Origin of the sequence: uncultured Campylobacter sp. (genome assembly GCF_938017775.1) — a bacterium.
GTDB lineage: Bacteria > Campylobacterota > Campylobacteria > Campylobacterales > Campylobacteraceae > Campylobacter_B.
In genome coordinates this window covers 36329-56986 of sequence record NZ_CALIIU010000009.1, presented here as the reverse complement: position 1 = coordinate 56986, position 20658 = coordinate 36329, and the positions used below count along the sequence as shown (strand labels likewise).

Sequence of the window (20658 nt, the reverse complement as noted above, 5' to 3'; positions counted from 1 at the left end):
CTTTAAAAAAATACCGCGTAATTCTATAATATTTAACCTTAAATTCCGCTATTTAACGCTACATATAGAGCCCGCCGTTGATTTTAAGCGACTCGCCCGTAATGTAGCCCGCACCGTCGCTAAGCAAAAACGCAACTCCTTCGGCAACGTCGCTCGTGCTTCCGAGGCGCTTAAGCGGGATGCTCGCTTCGTAGCTTGCTTTTACGTCGTCGCTTAACGCGTCCGTCATATCGGTGGCGATGAAGCCAGGAGTTATGCAGTTGAAGCGAATTCCGCGCGCTGCGCCCTCTTTTGCGAAACTCTTACTCATCGCGATCATTCCGCCCTTGCTCGCGCTGTAATTGACTTGCCCGGCGTTTCCCATTTCGCCGACGATCGAGGCGATGTTTACGACCGCGCCGAAGCGCTTTTTGCTCATTAGTTTTAGAGCTTCGCGGCAGCCGATGAAAGCGCTGCTTAAATTTGCTTCGATCACGCCCATGAAGTCTTCCAGCTTCATCCTAAGCGCGAGCTTGTCGTTCGTAACGCCCGCGTTATTTACGAGATAGCTTAGCTTGCCGTCGCTTTGCGCGATCAGGGCAATCGCCTCGCTAAATTCCGCTTCGTTCGTCGCATCAAATTTTATCACGGCGCCCTCTCCGCCGTTTGCGCGGATCTCCTCTAGCAGCGCGTCAGCAGGCTCTGGTGCAGAGCGATAATTGATCCACACCTTAAGCCCGTAGCCGGCTAAAGTCCTTGCGATCTGTGCGCCGATACCGCGGCTCGCGCCCGTGATTAAAACGTTTTTTCCACTAAATTTCATACTTGTCCTTATTATTAAAATTTTAATGCCTAGCATAAATTTATCCAAATTTACCTAAATTTTAGCCGTTTAAATTTAGCTGCAACCCGTGCCGTTTAAATTTCAAAACAGCGCCTCGTCCATCTCCGCGGGCTTCGGTAGCCCCATTAGCTTTAGCACGGTAGCTGCGACGTTACTAAGCCCAAGTCCGCTTTTTAGCTCGCGCGCGCCGCGCCCCAGCACGAAGCAAAATACGTCAAAGGTCGTGTGGTTGGTTAAAATTTCGCCGTCAGCGTCTCGCATCGCCTCGCAGTTGCCGTGGTCGCTAATCTGCACATAGGCGTAATCGTGCGCCCTCGCCGCGCTTAAAATTTTACCGATGCACTCATCCACCGCTTCGACCGCCTTTACCGCGGCATCGTAATTGCCCGTGTGACCGACCATATCGCCGTTTGCGAAATTTACGACGATGAAATCGATCCCCGCTTCGATGCCGCGGATCACCGCATCGCACACCGCGGGCGCGCTCATCTGCGGCTGCTCATCGTAGGTTTTTACTTTCGGGCTTGGTATCAGCACGCGAATTTCGTTCGGCAGCGGCTCCTCGACGCCGCCGTTAAAGAAAAACGTCACGTGTGCGTATTTTTCGGTCTCGGCGGTGTGAAGCTGCGTAAGACCGGCTTCCGCGATCACTTCGCAAAGCGTGTTTTTAAGCACGGGCTTCTCAAATAGCAGAGGAAATTTAAAGCTCGCATCGTATTCGCTCATCGTGATTAAATTTTGCACGACGAAATTTCGCTTGAATTCGCTAAAGCTCTCATCGCCCAAAGCCGCACAAAGCTCCCTGGCGCGATCGTTTCTAAAATTTATAAAAATCACTCCGTCATCCGCGCCGATACCGCCAAAGCCGTTAAAGCTCGCAGGCTCGATAAACTCGTCGCTCACGCCGCGCTCGTAGCTTTGCAGCACGTACTCGCTAGGCGAAATTTCAAGCGGCGCCGCTTCACCCAAAAGCACGTCGTAAGCGCGCTTTACGCGGTCAAAGCGCTTGTCGCGATCCATCGCGTAAAAGCGCCCGCAAACGCTGCCGACTTTAAATTTAGCCTGTAGGTGCTTTAAAAATTCCGCCCCGCTGCTCGGCGAAACGTCGCGCCCGTCGGTGATAGCGTGCGCCCATGTCTCGCAACCCGCATTCTGCGCTATCTCGCAGATCGCGTCGAAATGGCGCAGGTGAGAATGCACGCCGCCGTCGCTGTAAAGCCCTATGACGTGCAGCCTGCGGCACTTTGAAAGCAGGCTTTGCAGCGCTTCGTTTTTCTCGAGCGAGCCCTCATCGATCGCGCGATCGATTTTGACTAGGTTTTGATACAGAATTCTACCGCTTCCGATCGTCATATGCCCTACTTCGCTGTTTCCCATCTGCCCCTGCGGCAAGCCCACGGCAAGCCCCGAGGTGTGCAGCAACGTATCGGGCACGTTTTTAAAAAGATAATCATAGGCGGGCTTTTTTGCGTTTGCAAACGCGTTAAATTTATCGCTCGCGTTAAAGCCGATGCCGTCGGTGATAAGTAAAATCGTCTTTTGCCCCATTTTGGCTCCTAAATTTCGTCTAAATTTCGCCGCACAGGTCTTTTGAAACGGATCTGCGGCGCTGTTTTTACGAGCGGCATTATACTTTCTTTTAGCAAATGCGGCAAAATTTCATCCGCCCTAAAAGCTAAATTTTACCTCTTTTATACTAAAATGCGCGTTTTCGTATAAAATTTCATAAAATTTAAAAGGCAAACTTTGTTTTATTATCTTTACCATCTTACGAATATAAATTTCTTCCAATACATCACCGCTCGCGCAGGAATCGCGTTTTTTATCGCTTTTTGTTTTTCGGTCTGGGCTATGCCGCGGTTTATCCGCTGGGCGCAAGCCAGACACGCCGCGCAGCCCATATACGAGCTCGCGCCGCAAAACCATCAGAAAAAGAGCAAAACCCCAACGATGGGCGGGCTTGTTTTCGTTACCGCCGCGGTGCTCGCAAGCCTGCTGTGCGCCAAGCTAAACAACGTATTTGTGCTCTGCGGACTGCTTTGTTTGGTAGGCTTCGGCTACATAGGCTTTAAGGATGATATCTCTAAAATTTTAGGCCGCCAAAACCACGCAGGCCTTAGCGCGCGGGCTAAATTTGCGCTGCAAAATTTCTTGGCGTTTCTGATCGGGGCTACGCTTTATGCTTTTAGCGATCTGGGCGGGGAATTTTTCGTGCCGTTTTTTAAATACCCTCTGCTAAATTTATGGATCTTCGCGCCGCTGTTTTGGACGATCGTGATAAGCGCGAGCTCAAACGCGGTAAATTTAACCGACGGCTTGGACGGACTAGCGACCATTCCATCGGTGTTTTCGCTCTGCAGCTTGGGCATATTTGCTTATCTGTGCGGGCACGCGATCTACTCGCAGTATCTCTTGCTACCGCGCGTCGCGGGCGCAGGCGAGGTCTGCATCATCGTCTCGGCGCTAATCGGCGCGCTGCTTGGGTTTTTGTGGTTTAACTGCTACCCCGCCGAAGTCTTTATGGGCGATAGCGGCAGTCTCAGCGTGGGCGCGTTTTTAGGATACTGTGCAGTCATCACGAAAAATGAAATTTTGCTCATAATGATCGGCTTCGTCTTCGTCATCGAAACGCTCAGCGTGATCTTACAGGTGGGCAGCTTTAAAATTTTCAAACGCAGAATTTTCCTGATGGCGCCGATACACCACCATTTCGAGCTTAAAGGCTGGGTCGAAAACAAAATCATCATCCGCTTTTGGATCATCGCGCTGATCGCAAATATCATAGCGCTGACGTCGCTGAAACTGAGATAAAATGCGAGCGCAAATTGAACCCGACTTCGAAACGGCGCGCGAAAAATACGGCGAAACGGCTGAGCTTAGCGCCGATGAGATAACTCAAATTTTATGGGGCGAAAGGGGAGAAAAATGAAAAAATCGCTATTTGGCTACGGGCTTACGACCAAAGCGATCGCCGAGCACTGTCAAAAAGACGGCTGCTGGGAGATCTACGACGATAAATTTGAAATTTCTTCGGGCGCACCGAAGCTGGATGAGTTCGGCAACGCGCTTTTAAACCCGAGCGAGTTCGATCCCGCCGCAAGCGAGCTTGAAATCCCAAGCCCCGGCTTTCCGCCGCATCACGAGCTGGTGCGAAAGGCGCGGAATTTAATCAGCGAATACGATTATTTCGACGATTACAAAGGTCTTAAAATTTGGATCAGCGGCACGAACGGCAAGACGACGACGACGAAGATGATGCAGCACCTGCTCGAGCGATACGGCTCGCAAATGGGCGGCAACGTGGGCGTCCCGCTTGCAAAGCTTGATAAAAGCGCCAAAATTTGGGTACTGGAGACGAGCTCGTTTACGCTACACTACACCAAGCACGCGCGCCCCGACATCTACGTGCTGCTCGCAATTACGCCCGATCATCTCAGCTGGCACGGCGATTTCGCGGAGTATGAGCGCGCTAAACTCTCGCCGCTACTAGCGATGCGCGAAGGCTCCGTGGCGCTGATCCCGCGCGCCTACGAAAGCTCCGCTGCTGTGCAAAACAGCCTAGCTCGCGTGATCTGCTACGAGGACGAAGCGGATCTGGCGCAAAAATTCGGCATCGACCTGGGCGAGATAAAATTCCGCACCCCCTTTTTGATCGACGCGCTTTTGGCGCTGTGCGTGGAGAAAATTTTATTCGACAGATGCGACGTCACGCGACTGAACGAATTCGTGATCGAGGGCAACAAGCTTGAGGAATTTACCGACGCGCGCGGCAGGATCTGGGTCAATGACACGAAGGCCACCAACATCGATGCGTGCGTGCAGGCGCTAAAGCGTTACGCAGGACGAAAAATACATCTAATCCTCGGCGGCGACGATAAAGGCGTGGATCTGCACCCGCTTTTTGCGGAGTTTAAAAAATACGATCTGCAAATTTACGCAATCGGCTCAAACACCGATAAAATCGTGCGTTTGTGCGACGAATACAAACTTCCTTGCGTGCGCTGCGAAATTTTACAAACGGCGGTGAGCGAAATTTCGAAGCGTTACCGAGACGTAGGCTTTGAACAAAGCGGCGCAAGCGAATTGAAAGTACAAAATTTAAGCGCGAATGGCGGATGCAACGGCGGCAAGGCGAAAGAAAATGCAAAGATCGGCGAAAATACACTGCAAAAAGGCGATGACGGCGGCTCATCTGCCGCAAGCGGCGACGCCTCTTCGCCGAAACGCCGTACAAACGACGGTGAAACTCGGAATTCGCAGAATTCTAAAAATTTCGAAAATTTTAAAAATTCCATACATTCTGCGAGCGAAATAGCGCTGCTAAGCCCTGCTTGTGCGAGCTTGGATCAGTTTAAAAGCTATGCCGAACGCGGCGAGCTATTTAAAAAACAAGTTGCACAGCTCGGATAAACAGACCTATCGGGGCTAGTCGGATCGGGCTAGGCTTTTAAAATACAATTTGCAATCGCATTTTAAAATTTCAACGCTTCTGCTGCGCGGATATATCTAAGTAAATCTAGCTGGAGCATGCCTCGCAGCATCACGCCATTGGCTTTGGCGCAATGTTTATAAAAATGCCGTTACTAAGTTTGATTAAATGTGGATTTTCGATGCTAATTTAACCAATCGCAGCTATCGCCCGTTATGCGCGCAAATTTAAAACGATGCCGCGATCCTTTGGCGTAAATTTATCTACTTTGCACAGCCTAAAACTATGCATACGGCTTACAAAGCCGGTTAAACGGTAAAATTTTACTCGCTTCGCTTTTAAATCGTTCGTTCGTTTTGATTGTTGCAAGCCATTGCACAAGCAATATTTTGCCACTAAAATTTAGAAAATTTCAACTGAGTAAATTTGGCAGCTTTGGGATACGACGTGCAAAAATCTAGCGAAAATCGAGGATTTTAACCGAGATTTAAGTATTGCATGGCTAAAATTACTTTTTCTTTTTGGTGGTTGGATAGCTCAGTCGGTAGAGCAGCAGACTGAAAATCTGCGTGTCGGCAGTTCGATTCTGCCTCTAACCACCATTGCCTATTTTTTACAATCTAACACAATCTAACAAAACCCCTAAAATACGGACTTCAAGCGATTTTAGCCCTCTAAAGCAGTCTAAAATAATCAAGCAAAGCTAGCAATTTAAAAACATTTTAAAAATATTTTTGGCAAAATTCCAAAAGTCAAGCGAAAAAATATTTTTAAAACTTACCAAATGCCCTATTTAACGGGCTTACAAAGCACTCCAAAAAATGTTTTAAAACGCTTGAAACGCCTAAAATAGGGTTTTGTGAAGCTTAAAAAAACGCCCTCGAGGCAAAAAATATTTTAAACCTCATCAAATCCCCAATTTTAGGCACGCAGAGAGCAAAAAGGCGGCGATTTTAAAAATATTTTTGCGCGGGATTTTGAGCTAAAAACTGAAAAAATATTTTTAAATCGTCTCAAATAACGCATTTAAGGGAGTTAAAACGTAATGGCTAGGATAGTCAAACCGCTTAGCGATAAGCAAATCAAAGAGGCAAAGCCGAAAGCCAAAGACTACAAGCTCACGGACGGCGACGGCTTAGGGCTGATAGTAAGCAAGAGCGGGCGCAAGCGCTGGGTATTCGCTTTCATTAGCCCCGATACTGGCAAGCTGAATAACACGGGGCTAGGCAACTACCCCGTTTTATCGCTAGCCGAAGCGAGAGAGAAGCGAACCGAGCTTAAAAAGCTAGTGATGAGAGGTATCGACCCTATCACGGAAAAGAAGCGCGCCAAAGCTCAAAGAATAAGCGAGCATAATCTCAGTTTTGAAAAGGTCTTTAACGAGTGGCTAGAGCTTGAAGCTAAAAGCATACTGCCCCAAACGCTAAAGACCAAGCGCAGACGCATTGAAAACCACGTAATGCCGATACTAAAAGATAGAGGCATAAAAAGCATTACTCACGGCGAGATAGCGGACATCCTTAAAGAAACGTCAAAGACTACGCCGCAAACTGCTGAGATAATCAACCAAATTTTAAACCGCGTCTTTTTATTCGCCGTATCGAGCGGCTACGCCGAGGTTAATATTATGGCGAATATTGACGCCAAAAGTCTGATACCTAAAACCAAAGTCGAGCATTACGCCAAGCTAACCGAGCGCCAGGACTTAAAGGCATTTTTTAACGCCATTTATGATTACCCTCATTTTGAGACGATTAAAAACGCGATGAAGCTATGCCTACACCTGCCGCTAAGAGCCGCACCGCTGTCGCGTCTAAATGGGATTACGTAAATTTCGATAGGAGGCTTTTAACCATTCCACGCGCCGAGCAGAAAATCAAGCGCAGCGAGATAGGCGATTTCAAATTGCCGCTTAGCGATGAGGTTATGCGGATACTTGAGAACCAGGCGAAATTAAGCAGGGCATACGAGTATATTTTTATTAACTCGCACTTTACGGGGCATATCCACAAAGACACCGCCACGAACGCGATTAAGGGCTTTGACTTTAGAGACAGACAGACGGGACGCGTCGTAACCCTGCATAGCCTACGGGGCATATTTATGACGCAGGCGTTTAATAATATGCAAAAGCACGGAGTAAGCAAAGAGGCTATCAAAAAGGCGCTAGACCACCTACACGGCGATAAAGTGGATTTAAGCTATTCCGAAAAAGCCGATTTTTTGGACGAGCTTAAAATCTTGCTGGACTGGTGGAGCGGCTACATACTCGAAATAAAAAATAACTAGGAGGCAATATGGCGAAGTTATCAGAGCCAAGAGATACGCAAAGTGCAAAAGACGAGAGAGAAAAACGAGAGACAGAGGCGATAGAACAAGTTCTAATTGATATCAGAAAAAGATTAAGAATTGCTGATAAAGCAAATCGTAATTTTGATTTGTTAATAGCCTTTAATGGGATGATGAACGAAACCATTGATGAGTCTTTTTGCATTACACACGACCCCAATTTATTCCCAGAGTTTAAAATTTTAACTCACTTTTATCAATCAGAGGAGGCAAAAGACGAAATTTTAACCGCTTTCGTAGATTTTTTTAAAAATATTATGGAGGCAAAAGCTAAGAAAAATGATATCATCATAAGATATGAAAACTACCTAGAAGCTATTGAGCTTTTAAATCACGCTTTTTGTTTTAGCGAGTATTCAACTGGCGAGCCGTATATCCGCGACCCTTTTGGTCGCAATTGCGATTGTGACCCTTATCCAGAATACGAAAGATTTATGAGAGCAGCAATCGAATATTTTGCGCCGTTTAAAGAGCAAAAAGAAAGATACGATCTTTTAAACAACACTCAAAAGATAAGAGATAAATTTTCAGATACCTTGATTTTAAAAGCGAGAATGTATCAGATTGTCGGCGTGGATAAAAACAAAAAAGCTACGCTAGCAAATAAAATTTACAAATATTTTTACCCCAACGATAAAGACGCATAATCCGCCTAAAAATATTTTTAGCCACTATAAAAGTCCTATTTTTAGGGCTTTTAGGTTTTTCAAACCTCATCAAATATCCGTAAATTTAATTCAAAACAACCATTTTTACCTACCTGGCTAAAAATATTTTTCGTTGATTAACTTTTTAACTCTCGCCATAATTCACCTAATCTTTGCAAAGATAATCTAAATAATAAAGGCTAAGCAATGAAAAAAAGCGAAGTTAAACCAAAGTATCTAAGAGCGGCGCAGATTGCTAGTATCTACGGCATAGGCTTAAGCACGGTGTGGTATTTTGCCAAACAAGGCTTTCTAAGACCGATAAAATTTAGCAAAAATATTACCTTTTTCAACCCCGCCGAAGTAGAGGCGTTTTTTATGAGAAAGGCGGCGCAAGATGAAGCCGCTGTTTAAGGACGAAGCCGAGAAAAGGCGATATTTGCGTTTTTACGCCTATTTATCTAAATATCCCGATATTAGGGCGATATACGCGTAGGCGGACGTTCAGGAGCAAGACGAGCGACGAAAGGGCGTGATTGAAGCCCTAAGCGTAGCGTTTGACCTATTCGAGGAACGCGAGAACGAGATAAATCAAAAGGCTATCGCGGACTTTGCGAGCGAGTGCAAAGACCTAAAAAGCGCACCCGAGCATTACGAAAAGATGTTGAAAGCGTGCTACCCCGATATTTATCTCAAATATTTGCAGAACGAGCGAGACGGAAGCAAAACGGCGGATTTTAAGGACATAGCCTTTGATTTATTCCTAGCGCTATCGGCTCAACGCGAACAAATGCAGGAGTTGCAAAGCGAAAACGAAAGGCTAATCCAAACCTTTTTAACGGGGGCAAGCAATGGGGCGAAGTAAGCTAAATTTTACACCTAGCGCGTTTTGTTTCAGCGCGGACGATAAGGATATGCTAAAGGCATTTAAAAGGCAACTACATATCTACAGGGTGCAGAGCCTAGACGGAGCGTCGCAGGAGCTGTTAGACTGCGCTTATGACCTATTCCATATCACGAGGACGCAAGGGGAGAGTATCAAAGCCCTAGAGGTCAAAGCGGGCATAAGAGAGGAACGGAAAAAATGAAAGCTAACAATCATAAAAGAACGCTTTTAAAAATAATGCTAGAGCAAGGACGCGTAACGGCGGGGCGAGTATTCGGCATAAGCAACGCCAACCAGTATCTAGGCGAGCTTAAGCGGGAGGGTGCCATTAAAGACCGGTGGACGCAAGAGGACGGACGGCGGTTTAAATGGTGGTATATCGTGGATTTCGATAAAGCCAAAAAGAAAATAGGGGATTGGGGCGACAAAGAGGCAAAAGCTAAGAATACGCCCCATAAAGATTAAATCAAAATATTTAAGGGCGGCTAGTATCAAGCAAAACCGCCCTTTGGAAATTAAAACGTGGAAATATTACCTTACGTTAGCCAAATTTTGGCTGAAACCCCGAATATCCATATCGACACAATCCGCGCGAGCTTTTTTAAAAACGCCGTAACCAAAAAGCGGTTTAGCAAAATGGGGCTTTTAAAAAGCATAGCCAAAAATCACGGCTTAAAATGGCGGAAAATGCAAGATACCAAAGAGATTAAAGTCGCGGGGCGTTATGAGTTTCGCGGGCTGAAAATAATCAATATCTACGAACTCGAAAACCTAAGCATATTTTACGCCACTACAAAAAGCCCGAATAGCTGCGATAAAAAAGCGGTTATCGAGTTTTACGGGCTAAGGCAATATCATAAGCCCGCCCCGCCTCTCGATTTAATAGCGGAGCTGCTAGACGCCGTTAATAACGTCTCAAGTATTGACCTTTGTTTCGATAGCCGCACGCCTTTCAATTTGAGAGCATTCGAGATAATCAGAAACGGAAACACCGCCTACGTAAAAGCAAAATTTGGCGTGCTGCAAAGGATTTATTTTTACGACAAGGCGTTAAAGAACGATTTAGGCTTTCCTTTGTATCGAGCGGAGGCGACCGCGCCCATAATCGATTTAAACAAACCTGCGCTACTTCCCAAGGCTGAACGGCTTGATTTACAGCTACGCCAAGCCCTAAGCGACTTCAGACAGATAATAGACCTAGCCGTTTAACCGCCCTATTTCTATCCGCCTACCTCATCGCCTATTTACTCGACCAAAATTTACTCAAAATCACGCCCAAACCTTAAGCCGATTTTTACTCCGCTCATTTACTTTAAGGTTTCATAAAATCGGTATAGGAAGCAAAACTAAAGCACATAGTAAACGAAAATACAAACGCCCATTTTACTTTTTTAAAAAAGTAGCCGCCCGCCCCTATGTTTTGGCGCTTCGCTCCACCTCAAAATCAAAACCCAAAAACGCTATTTAAGTTTCAAACCCCTTAGCATAGGGGTAGTCGTTTACTTTTCCTTTCTCACCTCCGCCCCCTTTTTGATAAAACAGAGCTTTCAACCTTAAACAATCTCACGCGCATTTTTTGCAAAATTTAAGCGAAAGAGCAAATAACGATAAATAGGACGACGGACAATAAAAGTGAATACCTTGTTTTTATTTTCGACTTGCTTTCATTATTTTAGGTCGGCAGAAGCAAAAGGAAAAGTCAAAAAAACGTAAGAATACTCAACATATCGGAATTAACGCACTAAGAGCGAGAGAAAAGGGAAAGGAAAAAGGAAATTTAGCACGCGCGGAGCGATTAGGTTAAAGGTCTTTAGTTAGCTCTTTAATTTTTTCGTAACGGGTGGATTTTTCATAGCATATTAAAAATGGCTCGACCCAAGACGGGATAGGTTTTTTTTCATCGTTCCAATTGTAAATGCTGCCCGCGTTTAGTTTTGTTAAATTTGCAAAATCATTAACCGATAAACCTAAATCGTTCAACCTTTTTAAAAAATCACTTTTTAACACTCTAGCCCTCTTTATTAAGAATTTTAGACAATTGTATCATTTTTAATCAGAAATGTAAAATATTATCTAAATATTTCATCAAAGATTGTAAAAATGCTTGACTTATTAAATCAAAGATGATATTATTTTACTAGATATTTAATTAAAGATGAGAAATTAACCACAAGGAGCTTAAGATGATTTTAACCGGAACGGACAGACCCGTAATTAAAAGCTTTCACGAGCTACTTAAACAAACGGCAGGTAGCGATGAGGTAAGCGAACAGGTGCTTTATGATGTGGGTTATTCGCTATTTTACCAGCGTAACCACATACAAAACGAGAACAAAAGAGTATTAAAAGGTAACGGCGTATTGCATAGACGCACTGCCGAAGCAGAGGAACAAAACGCAGAGCCAAAGGAGGCTCACGAATATTTTTTAAGAATATTGGGCGAGGATAGGATTAAAATTCAAACCCTGCTAGCAGATAAGATAATCCTAGAGGATAAATACAACAAACTAAGCAAGCTCTACAATGAACTGCACCTAAAATGGTGCGAAACCTGCGACGAGCTTTACGAAGCGCAACAAGAGCGCGACGAGCTTAAAAACAAGCTAGGCGAAAGGGCGCGCGATGAATAAAAGAGACTTTAACATCGCTTTGAAGTATTTGGCTAAGGGCGCAGACGCGCCCAGCTACGAACAGCTAAAAGATTTCGCCTTTAGGCTATGGACTAGTCTGCATAAGCGCGAGCTAGAGCGAGCCGCAGACGATAAGCAAAGGGCTGAATTTAAAGCCGAGATAGTTAAGCGAGCGCAGGATATGAACGAAGCGTAGGCGACATTTGAAGCAGGCTTACAAGCTTACTGCCTATTTAACTACTACGCGAGCGAATGCGAAAAGCTACAAGAGCGCATAAGCTATCTTTGCGAGCAAATAGACGCGTTACAAGACAAAGCGGAGCCGAGAGGTAGCTACAGGTGGCGCGCTCCGCTAAAGGGCGCGTGAGGGGGCTTAATCGCCCTCCTTTATGCGAAACCAAGCAATATTTAAAAACGCGTTAAAATACTTTAAAACGTCATCAAAGGCAAACCAATGGAACTATTAACGCCAAAGCAAGTAGGCGAGATATTAAATTTATCCAGAAGCACGCTTTCTAAAATGAGGAGCGACAAATACAAAGGGCGCTTTAATATCGTTTTGCCCTTTATCAAGATAGGGCGCGCGGTAAGATACGAGCGCGAGGCGGTTAATCAAGCTATAAAAGAGTTAAAGGCGAGCAAATGAAAATATCACCCGAGATCAGAGCGCAAATATTGGCCAAACATAAGGCGGGTGCAACCCAAAGAGAGCTACAAAAGCTTTTTAACCTAAGCGCGGGCGCGGTCAATAAAATCACTAAAGGCATAACCAAAAATTTAAAAAGCACGATAGCCAAAGGTACGGAGTATCTAACGGAGCTATCGGATTTAAACGAATACGAGCGTGAAGCCGTAACGCAAGCAGTAAGCGACAACGCACGGGCGATAACCTTTTTTAAACAAACGGCGATTAAAAATCAAATAATGGCTAATAGGCTACTAAATGAAGCGAGCAACCTAAGCGATATCGAACTTCATAGCAGGATAACCGCGCGCAATAAAGAAACGATGCTCGGCAAAAACTACGAGCTACAAGAGCAAGGGGCAACAAATGCCATAACCCAAATCGTAATAAGGCGTGATGATATTTGAAAACTTATGATATTGACCTATTTTACGAGCTATCGATATTTTTTAACGACGATTTGCGCCTAATGGCTCACGCCGTAGCCTATACGCTAAATTTAGACGCCAAAGTAATATACAAGGATTTTACGTTTGGGCGCTACAAAGAGGAATATTTAAAAGCCCTACAAGAAGCAAAGAACAACCCGCAAAAAGCCTATTTAAACCTGCTGATAAAATTTAAAGACAAAAGTCCGATATTTGACCGCGACGATTTCGCTAACGCGGAAGCTTACAGCGTATTTAATCGAAGTTATGACAAAAAACGAACGCAGGCAGGGAGTGACGACGCTTAAAATTTCGCTTTTAGGCGCAATTTCGCGAGCGGGAGCGAACAAAAAAAGCGATGTCTTATCAAACCCTAAGCAGCAAGAAGTTAAAATAAAGTGGATTTTAAAACAAAGGCTAAGAAATGCAAACTCTAACCATACGAACGGACGAGACCATAATGCGCCAGCTCGTCGCCATAGGCAAGATTTTAGCTAGCAGTGCGAATGCGAGTTTTGAGACGCTTACGACCGAACTAACGGACGAATATGTTAAAGAGCTAAACGCTCGCGCGGACGAAGCCCTAAAAGGCAAAGGGCTAATAGACGAAGCGACTGCACGCGATACGATAGAGCGGATAAAAGCGGGCAAATATGCGCGTAAAATTTCATAGTCGCTTTTTTGATGAGCTTGACGCGATAAAAGACTTCATCGCTAAAGACAGCTCAAACAGAGCGGATAATTTCGTCGATGAGGTTTTTCGAAAGTGCCTAGATTTAAAAAATATGCCCTTAGCGCATAGGCTTAGCCAAAAGGTTAAGAAAGACAACGCTAGGGATTTAATTTTCAAAGGCTACGTTATCCCGTATCTAATAGAGAGCGAGACGATTTACGTCTTAGGTATTTACGGCGCGAATGAGTGGCAAGAGTGAAACGATTGAAACGGCCCTAGTTTCACAAAGAAACCTTAATTAAGTTTCGAGCTAAAAAAGCCGTAAAATTTTTCAATTCTTAAGAGAAATCTAGCCGTTTAAGCTAGCGAAACTTAAAAACTGAAAATTTCTAAAATGCAAAGTCCTATTTTAGGGCGCTTACTCGCGTTTAATATTGAAAAGTAAACTTTTCATTATCGCCTTTTTGAGGCTTAAAAACTTAATCGCCCAAAAAATATTTGAAAAATATTTTTGCCGTTTTTATCGTCGAAATAATGTATTGTTGGGCCTATTAATGACATCGTCAAGTCGCCTCTAACCACCATTAAGTCTTTTCTTTTTACTTTCATTTAATTCCGATATATAGGTGCTTATTTCATATTTCGATTACTTTTCTTTCTTTTTATTGTTAGTAATATAATTATTACTGAAAAAATAAGGATCTTATTATGGGCTTTCTCGCATTACACGCTTGCACTACGCCATACACTTTGATCAGATAAACCCACTGCCGGTTTCTGCAAAATTGCCGCCCTAAACCGCTATGATTTCTTATGGCTTGACTTTAGCCTACACGATTTCTAGGCATTACCTGAAACGCGCCGGTAATCGATTTGCCGATACCTTGCTATAGTTAGGCGGTCTTTAGGGTAATTTTAGTTCTGTTTAAAAGTAGTGAGATTAAAATTTATGAAAAATCAAGAATTTACACCTTAAAATTCCAAAAAATATCGGCTCACCGTACCATAAAATAAAATCGCATCCACAAGTTTAAATCGAACTGTAAACTTCTAAATCTACAGTATAGTCTAGTAAGCTAATTACGCAAGATTCGAATTGAAATCTTGCACACTTCCATAGCTCCGCCTAAATCTATATACTTGCTGCCTAACCCTTGCAATCGCCGCAAGCGCTAGGCTTATAGAATAATAAGCTAAGATCGGGAGAAATTTTACTCCCCCTTACCCTTTTTGCCCCTCTTACCTTTAGCCTTAGATGATCCCTCTTCTTTAGCTTCGTCTTTCATCTTAGCCGTAGAGCTTTTTACTTTACCATCCTCATTCATAGCTTTATCCATGCTATCATCCATTTTCTCTTGCATCTTTTCTGATTTGGCATTTGCCTTAGCTTTAGCAGATTTGACGGTATCTTTAGCTTTTTTACTTGCTTTTTTCTTGGCAGATTTTAGATCACTAATGTCGGTCTGTCCGCTTACGGCAAGATCGTCCTTAATGGCTTCGAATCTCTTATCGCCTATGCCTTTGATGTTTTTGATATCCTCGATATCTTTGAATTTATTATCCTTGCGGTAATCTATGATAGCCTGAGCTTTTGCCTCTCCGATACCGGGAAGTGCCATAAGCTCTTCTTTACTTGCGGTGTTTAAATTTACTGCTGCTAGCATAAATGCAGGAAGCGATAGAAATAGTGCGGATTTAAATAGGTTTTTCATTAAAAGTCCTTTGAGGTTGAGATATTTGTATTGCCAAATAAAACGTCTATTAGCATTGAGGCTTTTGCATACCTATCCCGCGTCAGTGCTAGAAAAGGAATGCGCCCATATGCTATTACGCTACCTTGCAATACGGTAAGGATTATATTTGCAGCGGGCTTAAAGGGAGATAAAATTTAAGTGGATATATTGAAATTTTATCTGCTTTGATCGTTTTATTAAATAAATACCTTAAATTTAAGCTTGATCTTAAAAAGCAGATAGGCGCGGATAAAGCTAGATAGATTAAATTTAACAGCGCCTTTTTGCTTCCTCTTTGGAGACCGAAAAGGATAAAGCTAGATAGATTAAATTTAATACCGCAAGCATTGAAACTGGATTTGGATTTAAATCATCTAAAAGGCTAAGCGACGGTATTTATGAAATTTAGTCCTACCTTGCTGTGCACAGAGACTTTTTACGTGCGATACTAGACGCATACGGCGACGGGATACTGGTGTTATGAAAGGGCACGGATACCTTACGTGCAAAGCTATACGAGCGATCTTCATAAAATTTAGCCGGATCAATAAGCTTGCTTTTGTAGGACATGCTTTTTACTGGCTTGATTTTTAATAGGGTTTTATCTGCTTATAGAACGTTTCATTATATTAAGTAACAGCACTTGCCAAGCTTTATTTGGCATATAGTTTAAATCATACGAAAGCTTTATAAGTTGCCGACGGCTTTATAATTTAGATATAAAAACGTGGCAATGTATTAAAAAACGAACGTATAAATCATAAATGAGGCTCGTAGAGGTTAGAAATAAAGATCGCGCCATAGAAGTTAAAAAGCAAATGCAACAGGACAGTATGAAAAAACGATACAAACAAGCAAGTATTATAGAAAAATCTCAATCCGTATCATTTTTCACTCAATATAAGTCAAATTTAATGCAGAGTTTTGAGATTTTGTATTGATGGAGGGCTAGATTTAAAATTTGTATTTGCAGAAGGTTCTAAAATTCTAAAGAGATTATAGAATTTTAAATTTATCAAGCAATATTATTAGATAAAAAAAGCGATAAGCCAAAGATACCGGAATAGAATTTAAATTAAAAATTGCATGGAAAGTTATGGAATTTTAACAAAGCCTGCAGCGACCTACTTTCCCCGTCCGAGTAACGGATAGTATCATCAGCCAGGACGAGCTTAGCTTCTTGGTTCGAGATGGAGCAAGGCGTTTCCTCGTCTGTATAGCCACAGGCAGTGTTAAATAAGGGATTAATTTTATTGTTTGATAGTAATATCTTGCGAATACGTTATACGAATTTTGACCTCGTAGCATAGGAGCTTTACTCGTTCCTACCTATTCGCCTCATATCAAAAATACTTCGTAATCTAATTTGGATTAATCGTAGATTACGAATATCTTTTATAATCTCTTATTTAACACTGCGTTCATCGTTAAAGTCAGATCTTGTTTTATAAAAACAAAGGTTGATAAGGTATAGTAAAAATTTACTATTTCGAATTGAGAACTAATTTTTTGCTAGGCGAGGCAAACGAGCAAAGACAAGGGAGCATACGTATGGTATGTGACCGAAGTCTGCAACGAAGTTTAACGAAGCATAGTGAAAAATTAGGAATCAATTTTATCCTTAACAAGGAAGTAATGCTTAAAAGATAAGCAAACGAGCTATTAGTACCGGTCAGCTAAAGGACTTTCATCCATTACACATCCGGCCTATCAAACTAGTAGTCTACTAGAGCTCTTAAAAGAAGATTCATCTTGGAGTCGGCTTCGAGCTTAGATGCTTTCAGCTCTTATCGCATCCCGACTTAGCTACCCGGCGGTGCTCTTGGCAGAACAACCGGTACACCAGTGGTCGGTTCAACCCGGTCCTCTCGTACTAGGGTCAACTCTCCTCAATCTTCTTACGCCCACGGCAGATAGGGACCGAACTGTCTCACGACGTTCTGAACCCAGCTCGCGTACCGCTTTAATGGGCGAACAGCCCAACCCTTGGGACCGACTACAGCCCCAGGATGCGATGAGCCGACATCGAGGTGCCAAACCTCCCCGTCGATGTGAGCTCTTGGGGGAGATCAGCCTGTTATCCCCGGGGTACCTTTTATCCTTTGAGCGATGGCCCTTCCACACAGAACCACCGGATCACTAAGACCGACTTTCGTCTCTGCTCGACGTGTATGTCTCGCAGTTAAGCTGGCTTTTGCCTTTATACTCTACAAGCGATTTCCAACCGCTTTGAGCCAACCTTTGTAAGCCTCCGTTACATTTTGGGAGGCGACCGCCCCAGTCAAACTACCCACCAGACATTGTCCTACCTAAGGATAACTTAGGCTAGTTAGCTACCCGAATAAAGAAGAGTGGTATCTCAACAATGGCTCATCGTAAACCAAGATCTACGACTCAAAGCCTCCCACCTATCCTGCGCATCTTTATCCAAGTAGCAGTGTCAAGCTATAGTAAAGGTCCACGGGGTCTTTCCGTCTTGCCGCGGGTAGGAGGAATTTTCACCTCCACTACAATTTCACTGGATCCCTCTTTGAGACAGCTCCCATCTCGTTACGCCATTCATGCAGGTCGGTATTTAACCGACAAGGAATTTCGCTACCTTAGGACCGTTATAGTTACGGCCGCCGTTTACTCGGGCTTCGATCAGATGCTTTGCATAAGCTAACATCATCAATTAACCTTCGAGCACCGGGCAGGCGTCACACCCTATACATCCTCTTACGAGTTAGCAGAGTGCTGTGTTTATGGTAAACAGTCGGGAGGGACTCTTTGTTGTAACCTTCTTCGCTTACGAAGTAAATTCTTAACGAAGCTAGGCACACCTTATACCGAAGATACGGTGCTATTTTGCAGAGTTCCTTAAAGAGAGTTCTTCCACGCGCCTTAGAATACTCATCCCACCCACCTGTGTCGGTTTACGGTACGGGCGATATCAGCTAAACTTAGAAACTTTTCTCGGCTCGATAGTATCATGGATTCTTCATCTACTCCGAAGAGCGTCAGAAGCCTTTCAGATCTCGGATAAAGAGTTACGGATTTGCCTATAACTCAACCTACTTCCTTAGACTAGCACTTCCATCCGCTAGCTCCACTAACTTTAAGCGTCCTTCCGTCGCACACTGATATCGGTATCGGAATATTAACCGATTTTCCATCGCATACCCCTTTCGGACTTTGCTTAGGACCCGACTAACCCTACGATGACGAGCATCGCGTAGGAAACCTTGGGTTTACGGCGAATACGATTCTCACGTATTTTATCGCTACTCATGCCTGCATGCTCACTTCCAACCGCTCCACCGCTCCTTACCGGTACGGCTTCAACGCTGATTGGAACGCTCTCCTACCACTTGCACTTAATGATTTATACTTTTCTTGCGGCTTTGTTCAAATTTAAAACTTAAGATATTTAAGAATTTATCCGATATCTTAAAGTTTTGTTTGTCTTTCTTCGCTTCTTGGTTATTAAATTTTAAATATCTAAGTTGGGATTTTAAAATTAACAAAGTTCGAAATATTTAAAATTTGAATATAGAAAGCGAAGTATTTTGGATGAGAAATTAATGTTGTGAAGATTTTTTCGATTGAGATAAGGCTTTTAGCCCATCGATTGAGAAAAAATCAAACTCATTAATTTATCGCCAAAAGACGAGCTAGTATAAATGATTAAGTGCAAGTCTAAAGCTTCGGTACTCATTTTAGCCCCGTTATATTTTCCGCGCAAAATCACTAGACCAGTGAGCTATTACGCTATCTTTAAAGGATGGCTGCTTCTAAGCCAACCTCCTGGTTGTTTCAGTAACTTCACATCGTTTTCCACTTAAATGAGATTTGGGGACCTTAGCTGTTAGTCCGGGTTGTTTCCCTCTTGACGACGGATTTTATCACTCGCCGCCTGACTGCCGTGGTTACGCTATAAGTATTCGGAGTTTGATAGGGTTTGGTACATTGGTGTATGCCCTAGCCCATTCAGTGCTCTACCCCTTATAACTACTACACGACGCTATACCTCAATATATTTCGGAGAGAACCAGCTATCACGATGTTTGATTGGCCTTTCACCCCTATCCACAAGTCATCCGGAGCCTTTTCAACGGCCGTCGGTTGGGTCCTCCACCGGCTCTTACACCGGCTTCAACCTGCTCATGGATAGATCACATCGTTTCGGGTCTGCAGCATCTGACTAATTGCCCTATTAAGACTCGCTTTCGCTACGGCTCCGGGTTTCCTTAACCTCGCCAGACACCACAACTCGCAGGCTCATTATGCAAAAGGCAGTCCATCACACTGCTATACTCATTAAAACTAATCGTTAATCATTATCTCTAAATTTAGACCATAAAATTTTGTTTGTGTCATTTATGATTAAATTTTATCAGATCAAAATTTAGAATTTCAAATACGCAGGATTTTTAGATGATTTTTTATGAAACAAGGCAAGGCTAGCCAGATTCGGCTGCCGCAGTCGCAGTTTCATAAAAAAGGGCTAAAAAGCCAAGCTGGATTAATTTTAAAGAGTATAGCATAGTGCTCTGAATGATTGTAAGCAAACGGTTTCAGGTTCTATTTCACTCGGCTCACCGCCGTTCTTTTCACCTTTCCCTCACGGTACTTGTACGCTATCGGTCTAGTAGTAGTATTTAGGGTTGGATCGTGGTCGACCCGGCTTCAGACAGGATTTCACGTGTCCCGTCCTACTCAGGATACCGCTAAGTAAGGATGTGATTTCATATACGGGAGTATCACCCTCTATGCCTAACCTTTCCAGATTGTTCTATTATCAGATCCTAGTCTATGTTGCGGTCCTACAACCCCACTAGTAAACTAGTGGTTTGCCCTCTTACGCGTTCGCTCGCCGCTACTAGCGTAATCTCTATTGATTTCTTTTCCTGCGGGTACTTAGATGTTTCAGTTCCCCGCGTTGGCTCCATTAATGGTAACACATATCGCTATGTATTGGGTTGCCCCATTCAGAAATTCCCGGATCAAAGCCCCTTGACGGCTCCCCGAGACTTATCGCAGCCTGGCACGTCTTTCATCGCCTCTACTAGCCAAGGCATCCACCGTTCGCTCTTAGTAGCTTACCTTTTATATATTTTTTACTTCGCAGACCGGCAAAGCCGCTCTTTGCGACGGGGAGCTTCGCTCCCTCGACCCACCTAAAGCACAGCAACGCTTTCGGCGTTGCCGTAAAATTTCTATAAAAGAAATCATTTAGGATTAGATTCGTAAAAAATACTTAGACTATTTTTATTTATATATTCTAATTCGCATTACTTCCTTGTTAAAGATAAAATCGATCTAACTAAGCTAGTTGGTTTACGGATAAGCATTTTTGAATTGCTTTATCTTTAAAACCTAAGCGTTAAATTTAT

The 20658-nt window shown here is 43.6% G+C and carries 19 protein-coding genes, 1 tRNA gene, 2 rRNA genes and 1 pseudogene; 18 read left to right on the top strand and 5 right to left on the bottom strand.

The genetic code is table 11. The features are described from left to right. Nucleotides 1-58: 58 nt before the first annotated feature. Together fabG and gpmI are read right to left on the bottom strand one after the other, a co-directional pair. A complete protein-coding gene (fabG, locus tag Q0537_RS01535; protein WP_299224509.1) occupies nt 59-802 on the bottom strand; it encodes a 3-oxoacyl-ACP reductase FabG in 744 nt (247 codons plus the stop codon). A 102-nt stretch (nt 803-904) separates the two neighbouring features. Beyond that, entirely contained in the window at nt 905-2371 is a 1467-nt protein-coding gene (gene gpmI / locus Q0537_RS01530) for a 2,3-bisphosphoglycerate-independent phosphoglycerate mutase (protein ID WP_299224507.1), read from the bottom strand. Between the two features lie 198 nt (nt 2372-2569). Between gpmI and mraY the strand changes: the two genes are divergently transcribed. From mraY to Q0537_RS01440, 18 genes are all read left to right on the top strand, one after another. Next, the gene (gene mraY, locus Q0537_RS01525) at nt 2570-3634 is read left to right on the top strand and encodes a phospho-N-acetylmuramoyl-pentapeptide-transferase (protein WP_299224505.1); all 1065 of its coding nucleotides are present in this window, start codon (nt 2570-2572) and stop codon (nt 3632-3634) included. 114 nt (nt 3635-3748) lie between these two features. Next, complete coding sequence (gene murD, locus Q0537_RS01520) at nt 3749-5233, top strand: UDP-N-acetylmuramoyl-L-alanine--D-glutamate ligase (protein WP_299224503.1); 1485 nt, start codon at nt 3749-3751, stop codon at nt 5231-5233. Nucleotides 5234-5778: 545 nt separating this feature from the next. After that, a tRNA-Phe gene (locus tag Q0537_RS01515) sits at nt 5779-5854 on the top strand. A 443-nt stretch (nt 5855-6297) separates the two neighbouring features. After that, the gene (locus tag Q0537_RS01510; RefSeq protein ID WP_299224502.1) at nt 6298-7083 is read left to right on the top strand and encodes an integrase arm-type DNA-binding domain-containing protein; all 786 of its coding nucleotides are present in this window, start codon (nt 6298-6300) and stop codon (nt 7081-7083) included. Further along, on the top strand, nt 7026-7541 hold the full coding sequence (locus tag Q0537_RS01505) for a tyrosine-type recombinase/integrase (protein WP_299224501.1): 516 nt from the start codon (nt 7026-7028) through the stop codon (nt 7539-7541). Before Q0537_RS01510 ends, Q0537_RS01505 begins: the two co-directional genes overlap by 58 nt. 8 nt (nt 7542-7549) lie before the next feature. Beyond that, complete coding sequence (locus Q0537_RS01500) at nt 7550-8248, top strand: hypothetical protein (RefSeq protein ID WP_299224500.1); 699 nt, start codon at nt 7550-7552, stop codon at nt 8246-8248. Nucleotides 8249-8455: 207 nt separating this feature from the next. Next, complete coding sequence (locus Q0537_RS01495; protein ID WP_005873361.1) at nt 8456-8662, top strand: helix-turn-helix domain-containing protein; 207 nt, start codon at nt 8456-8458, stop codon at nt 8660-8662. Between the two features lie 118 nt (nt 8663-8780). Then, the gene (locus tag Q0537_RS01490; protein WP_299224499.1) at nt 8781-9113 is read left to right on the top strand and encodes a hypothetical protein; all 333 of its coding nucleotides are present in this window, start codon (nt 8781-8783) and stop codon (nt 9111-9113) included. Continuing rightward, nucleotides 9100-9336 carry a hypothetical protein gene (locus Q0537_RS01485; protein WP_299224497.1) on the top strand — a complete coding sequence of 79 codons (237 nt, stop codon included), beginning with the start codon at nt 9100-9102 and terminating at the stop codon, nt 9334-9336. The genes Q0537_RS01490 and Q0537_RS01485 overlap by 14 nt, the downstream gene beginning before the upstream one ends. Beyond that, entirely contained in the window at nt 9333-9599 is a 267-nt protein-coding gene (locus Q0537_RS01480; RefSeq protein WP_299224495.1) for a hypothetical protein, read from the top strand. Before Q0537_RS01485 ends, Q0537_RS01480 begins: the two co-directional genes overlap by 4 nt. Before the next feature lie 57 nt (nt 9600-9656). After that, nucleotides 9657-10343 (top strand): aspartate carbamoyltransferase, encoded by a 687-nt coding sequence (locus tag Q0537_RS01475; RefSeq protein WP_299224493.1) that lies wholly within the window; start codon nt 9657-9659, stop codon nt 10341-10343. 974 nt (nt 10344-11317) lie between these two features. Beyond that, nucleotides 11318-11764 (top strand): hypothetical protein, encoded by a 447-nt coding sequence (locus Q0537_RS01470; protein ID WP_299224491.1) that lies wholly within the window; start codon nt 11318-11320, stop codon nt 11762-11764. Continuing rightward, nucleotides 11757-11960: a hypothetical protein gene (locus Q0537_RS01465; RefSeq protein ID WP_299224489.1), complete on the top strand. Its 204-nt coding sequence runs from the start codon at nt 11757-11759 to the stop codon at nt 11958-11960. The genes Q0537_RS01470 and Q0537_RS01465 overlap by 8 nt, the downstream gene beginning before the upstream one ends. Before the next feature lie 258 nt (nt 11961-12218). Then, nucleotides 12219-12410 carry a helix-turn-helix domain-containing protein gene (locus tag Q0537_RS01460; protein ID WP_005873374.1) on the top strand — a complete coding sequence of 64 codons (192 nt, stop codon included), beginning with the start codon at nt 12219-12221 and terminating at the stop codon, nt 12408-12410. Then, entirely contained in the window at nt 12407-12856 is a 450-nt protein-coding gene (locus Q0537_RS01455; protein WP_299224487.1) for a hypothetical protein, read from the top strand. The genes Q0537_RS01460 and Q0537_RS01455 overlap by 4 nt, the downstream gene beginning before the upstream one ends. Continuing rightward, nucleotides 12853-13185 carry a hypothetical protein gene (locus Q0537_RS01450; protein WP_299224485.1) on the top strand — a complete coding sequence of 111 codons (333 nt, stop codon included), beginning with the start codon at nt 12853-12855 and terminating at the stop codon, nt 13183-13185. Before Q0537_RS01455 ends, Q0537_RS01450 begins: the two co-directional genes overlap by 4 nt. A gap of 116 nt (nt 13186-13301) precedes the next feature. Next, a complete protein-coding gene (locus tag Q0537_RS01445) occupies nt 13302-13550 on the top strand; it encodes a hypothetical protein (RefSeq protein WP_040304509.1) in 249 nt (82 codons plus the stop codon). Further along, on the top strand, nt 13531-13809 hold the full coding sequence (locus Q0537_RS01440; RefSeq protein WP_299224482.1) for a type II toxin-antitoxin system RelE/ParE family toxin: 279 nt from the start codon (nt 13531-13533) through the stop codon (nt 13807-13809). Before Q0537_RS01445 ends, Q0537_RS01440 begins: the two co-directional genes overlap by 20 nt. 1213 nt (nt 13810-15022) lie before the next feature. Here the strand turns inward: Q0537_RS01440 and Q0537_RS01435 are convergent. The 3 genes and pseudogenes from Q0537_RS01435 to Q0537_RS01425 form a co-directional block, all read right to left on the bottom strand. Next, nucleotides 15023-15262, bottom strand: a pseudogene (locus tag Q0537_RS01435) (helix-hairpin-helix domain-containing protein); the annotation flags it as partial. Between the two features lie 1132 nt (nt 15263-16394). Further along, nucleotides 16395-16511, bottom strand: a 5S ribosomal RNA gene (gene rrf / locus Q0537_RS01430). Nucleotides 16512-16925: 414 nt separating this feature from the next. Further along, nucleotides 16926-20370: ribosomal RNA gene (locus Q0537_RS01425) — 23S ribosomal RNA — on the bottom strand. Nucleotides 20371-20658 lie beyond the last annotated feature (288 nt).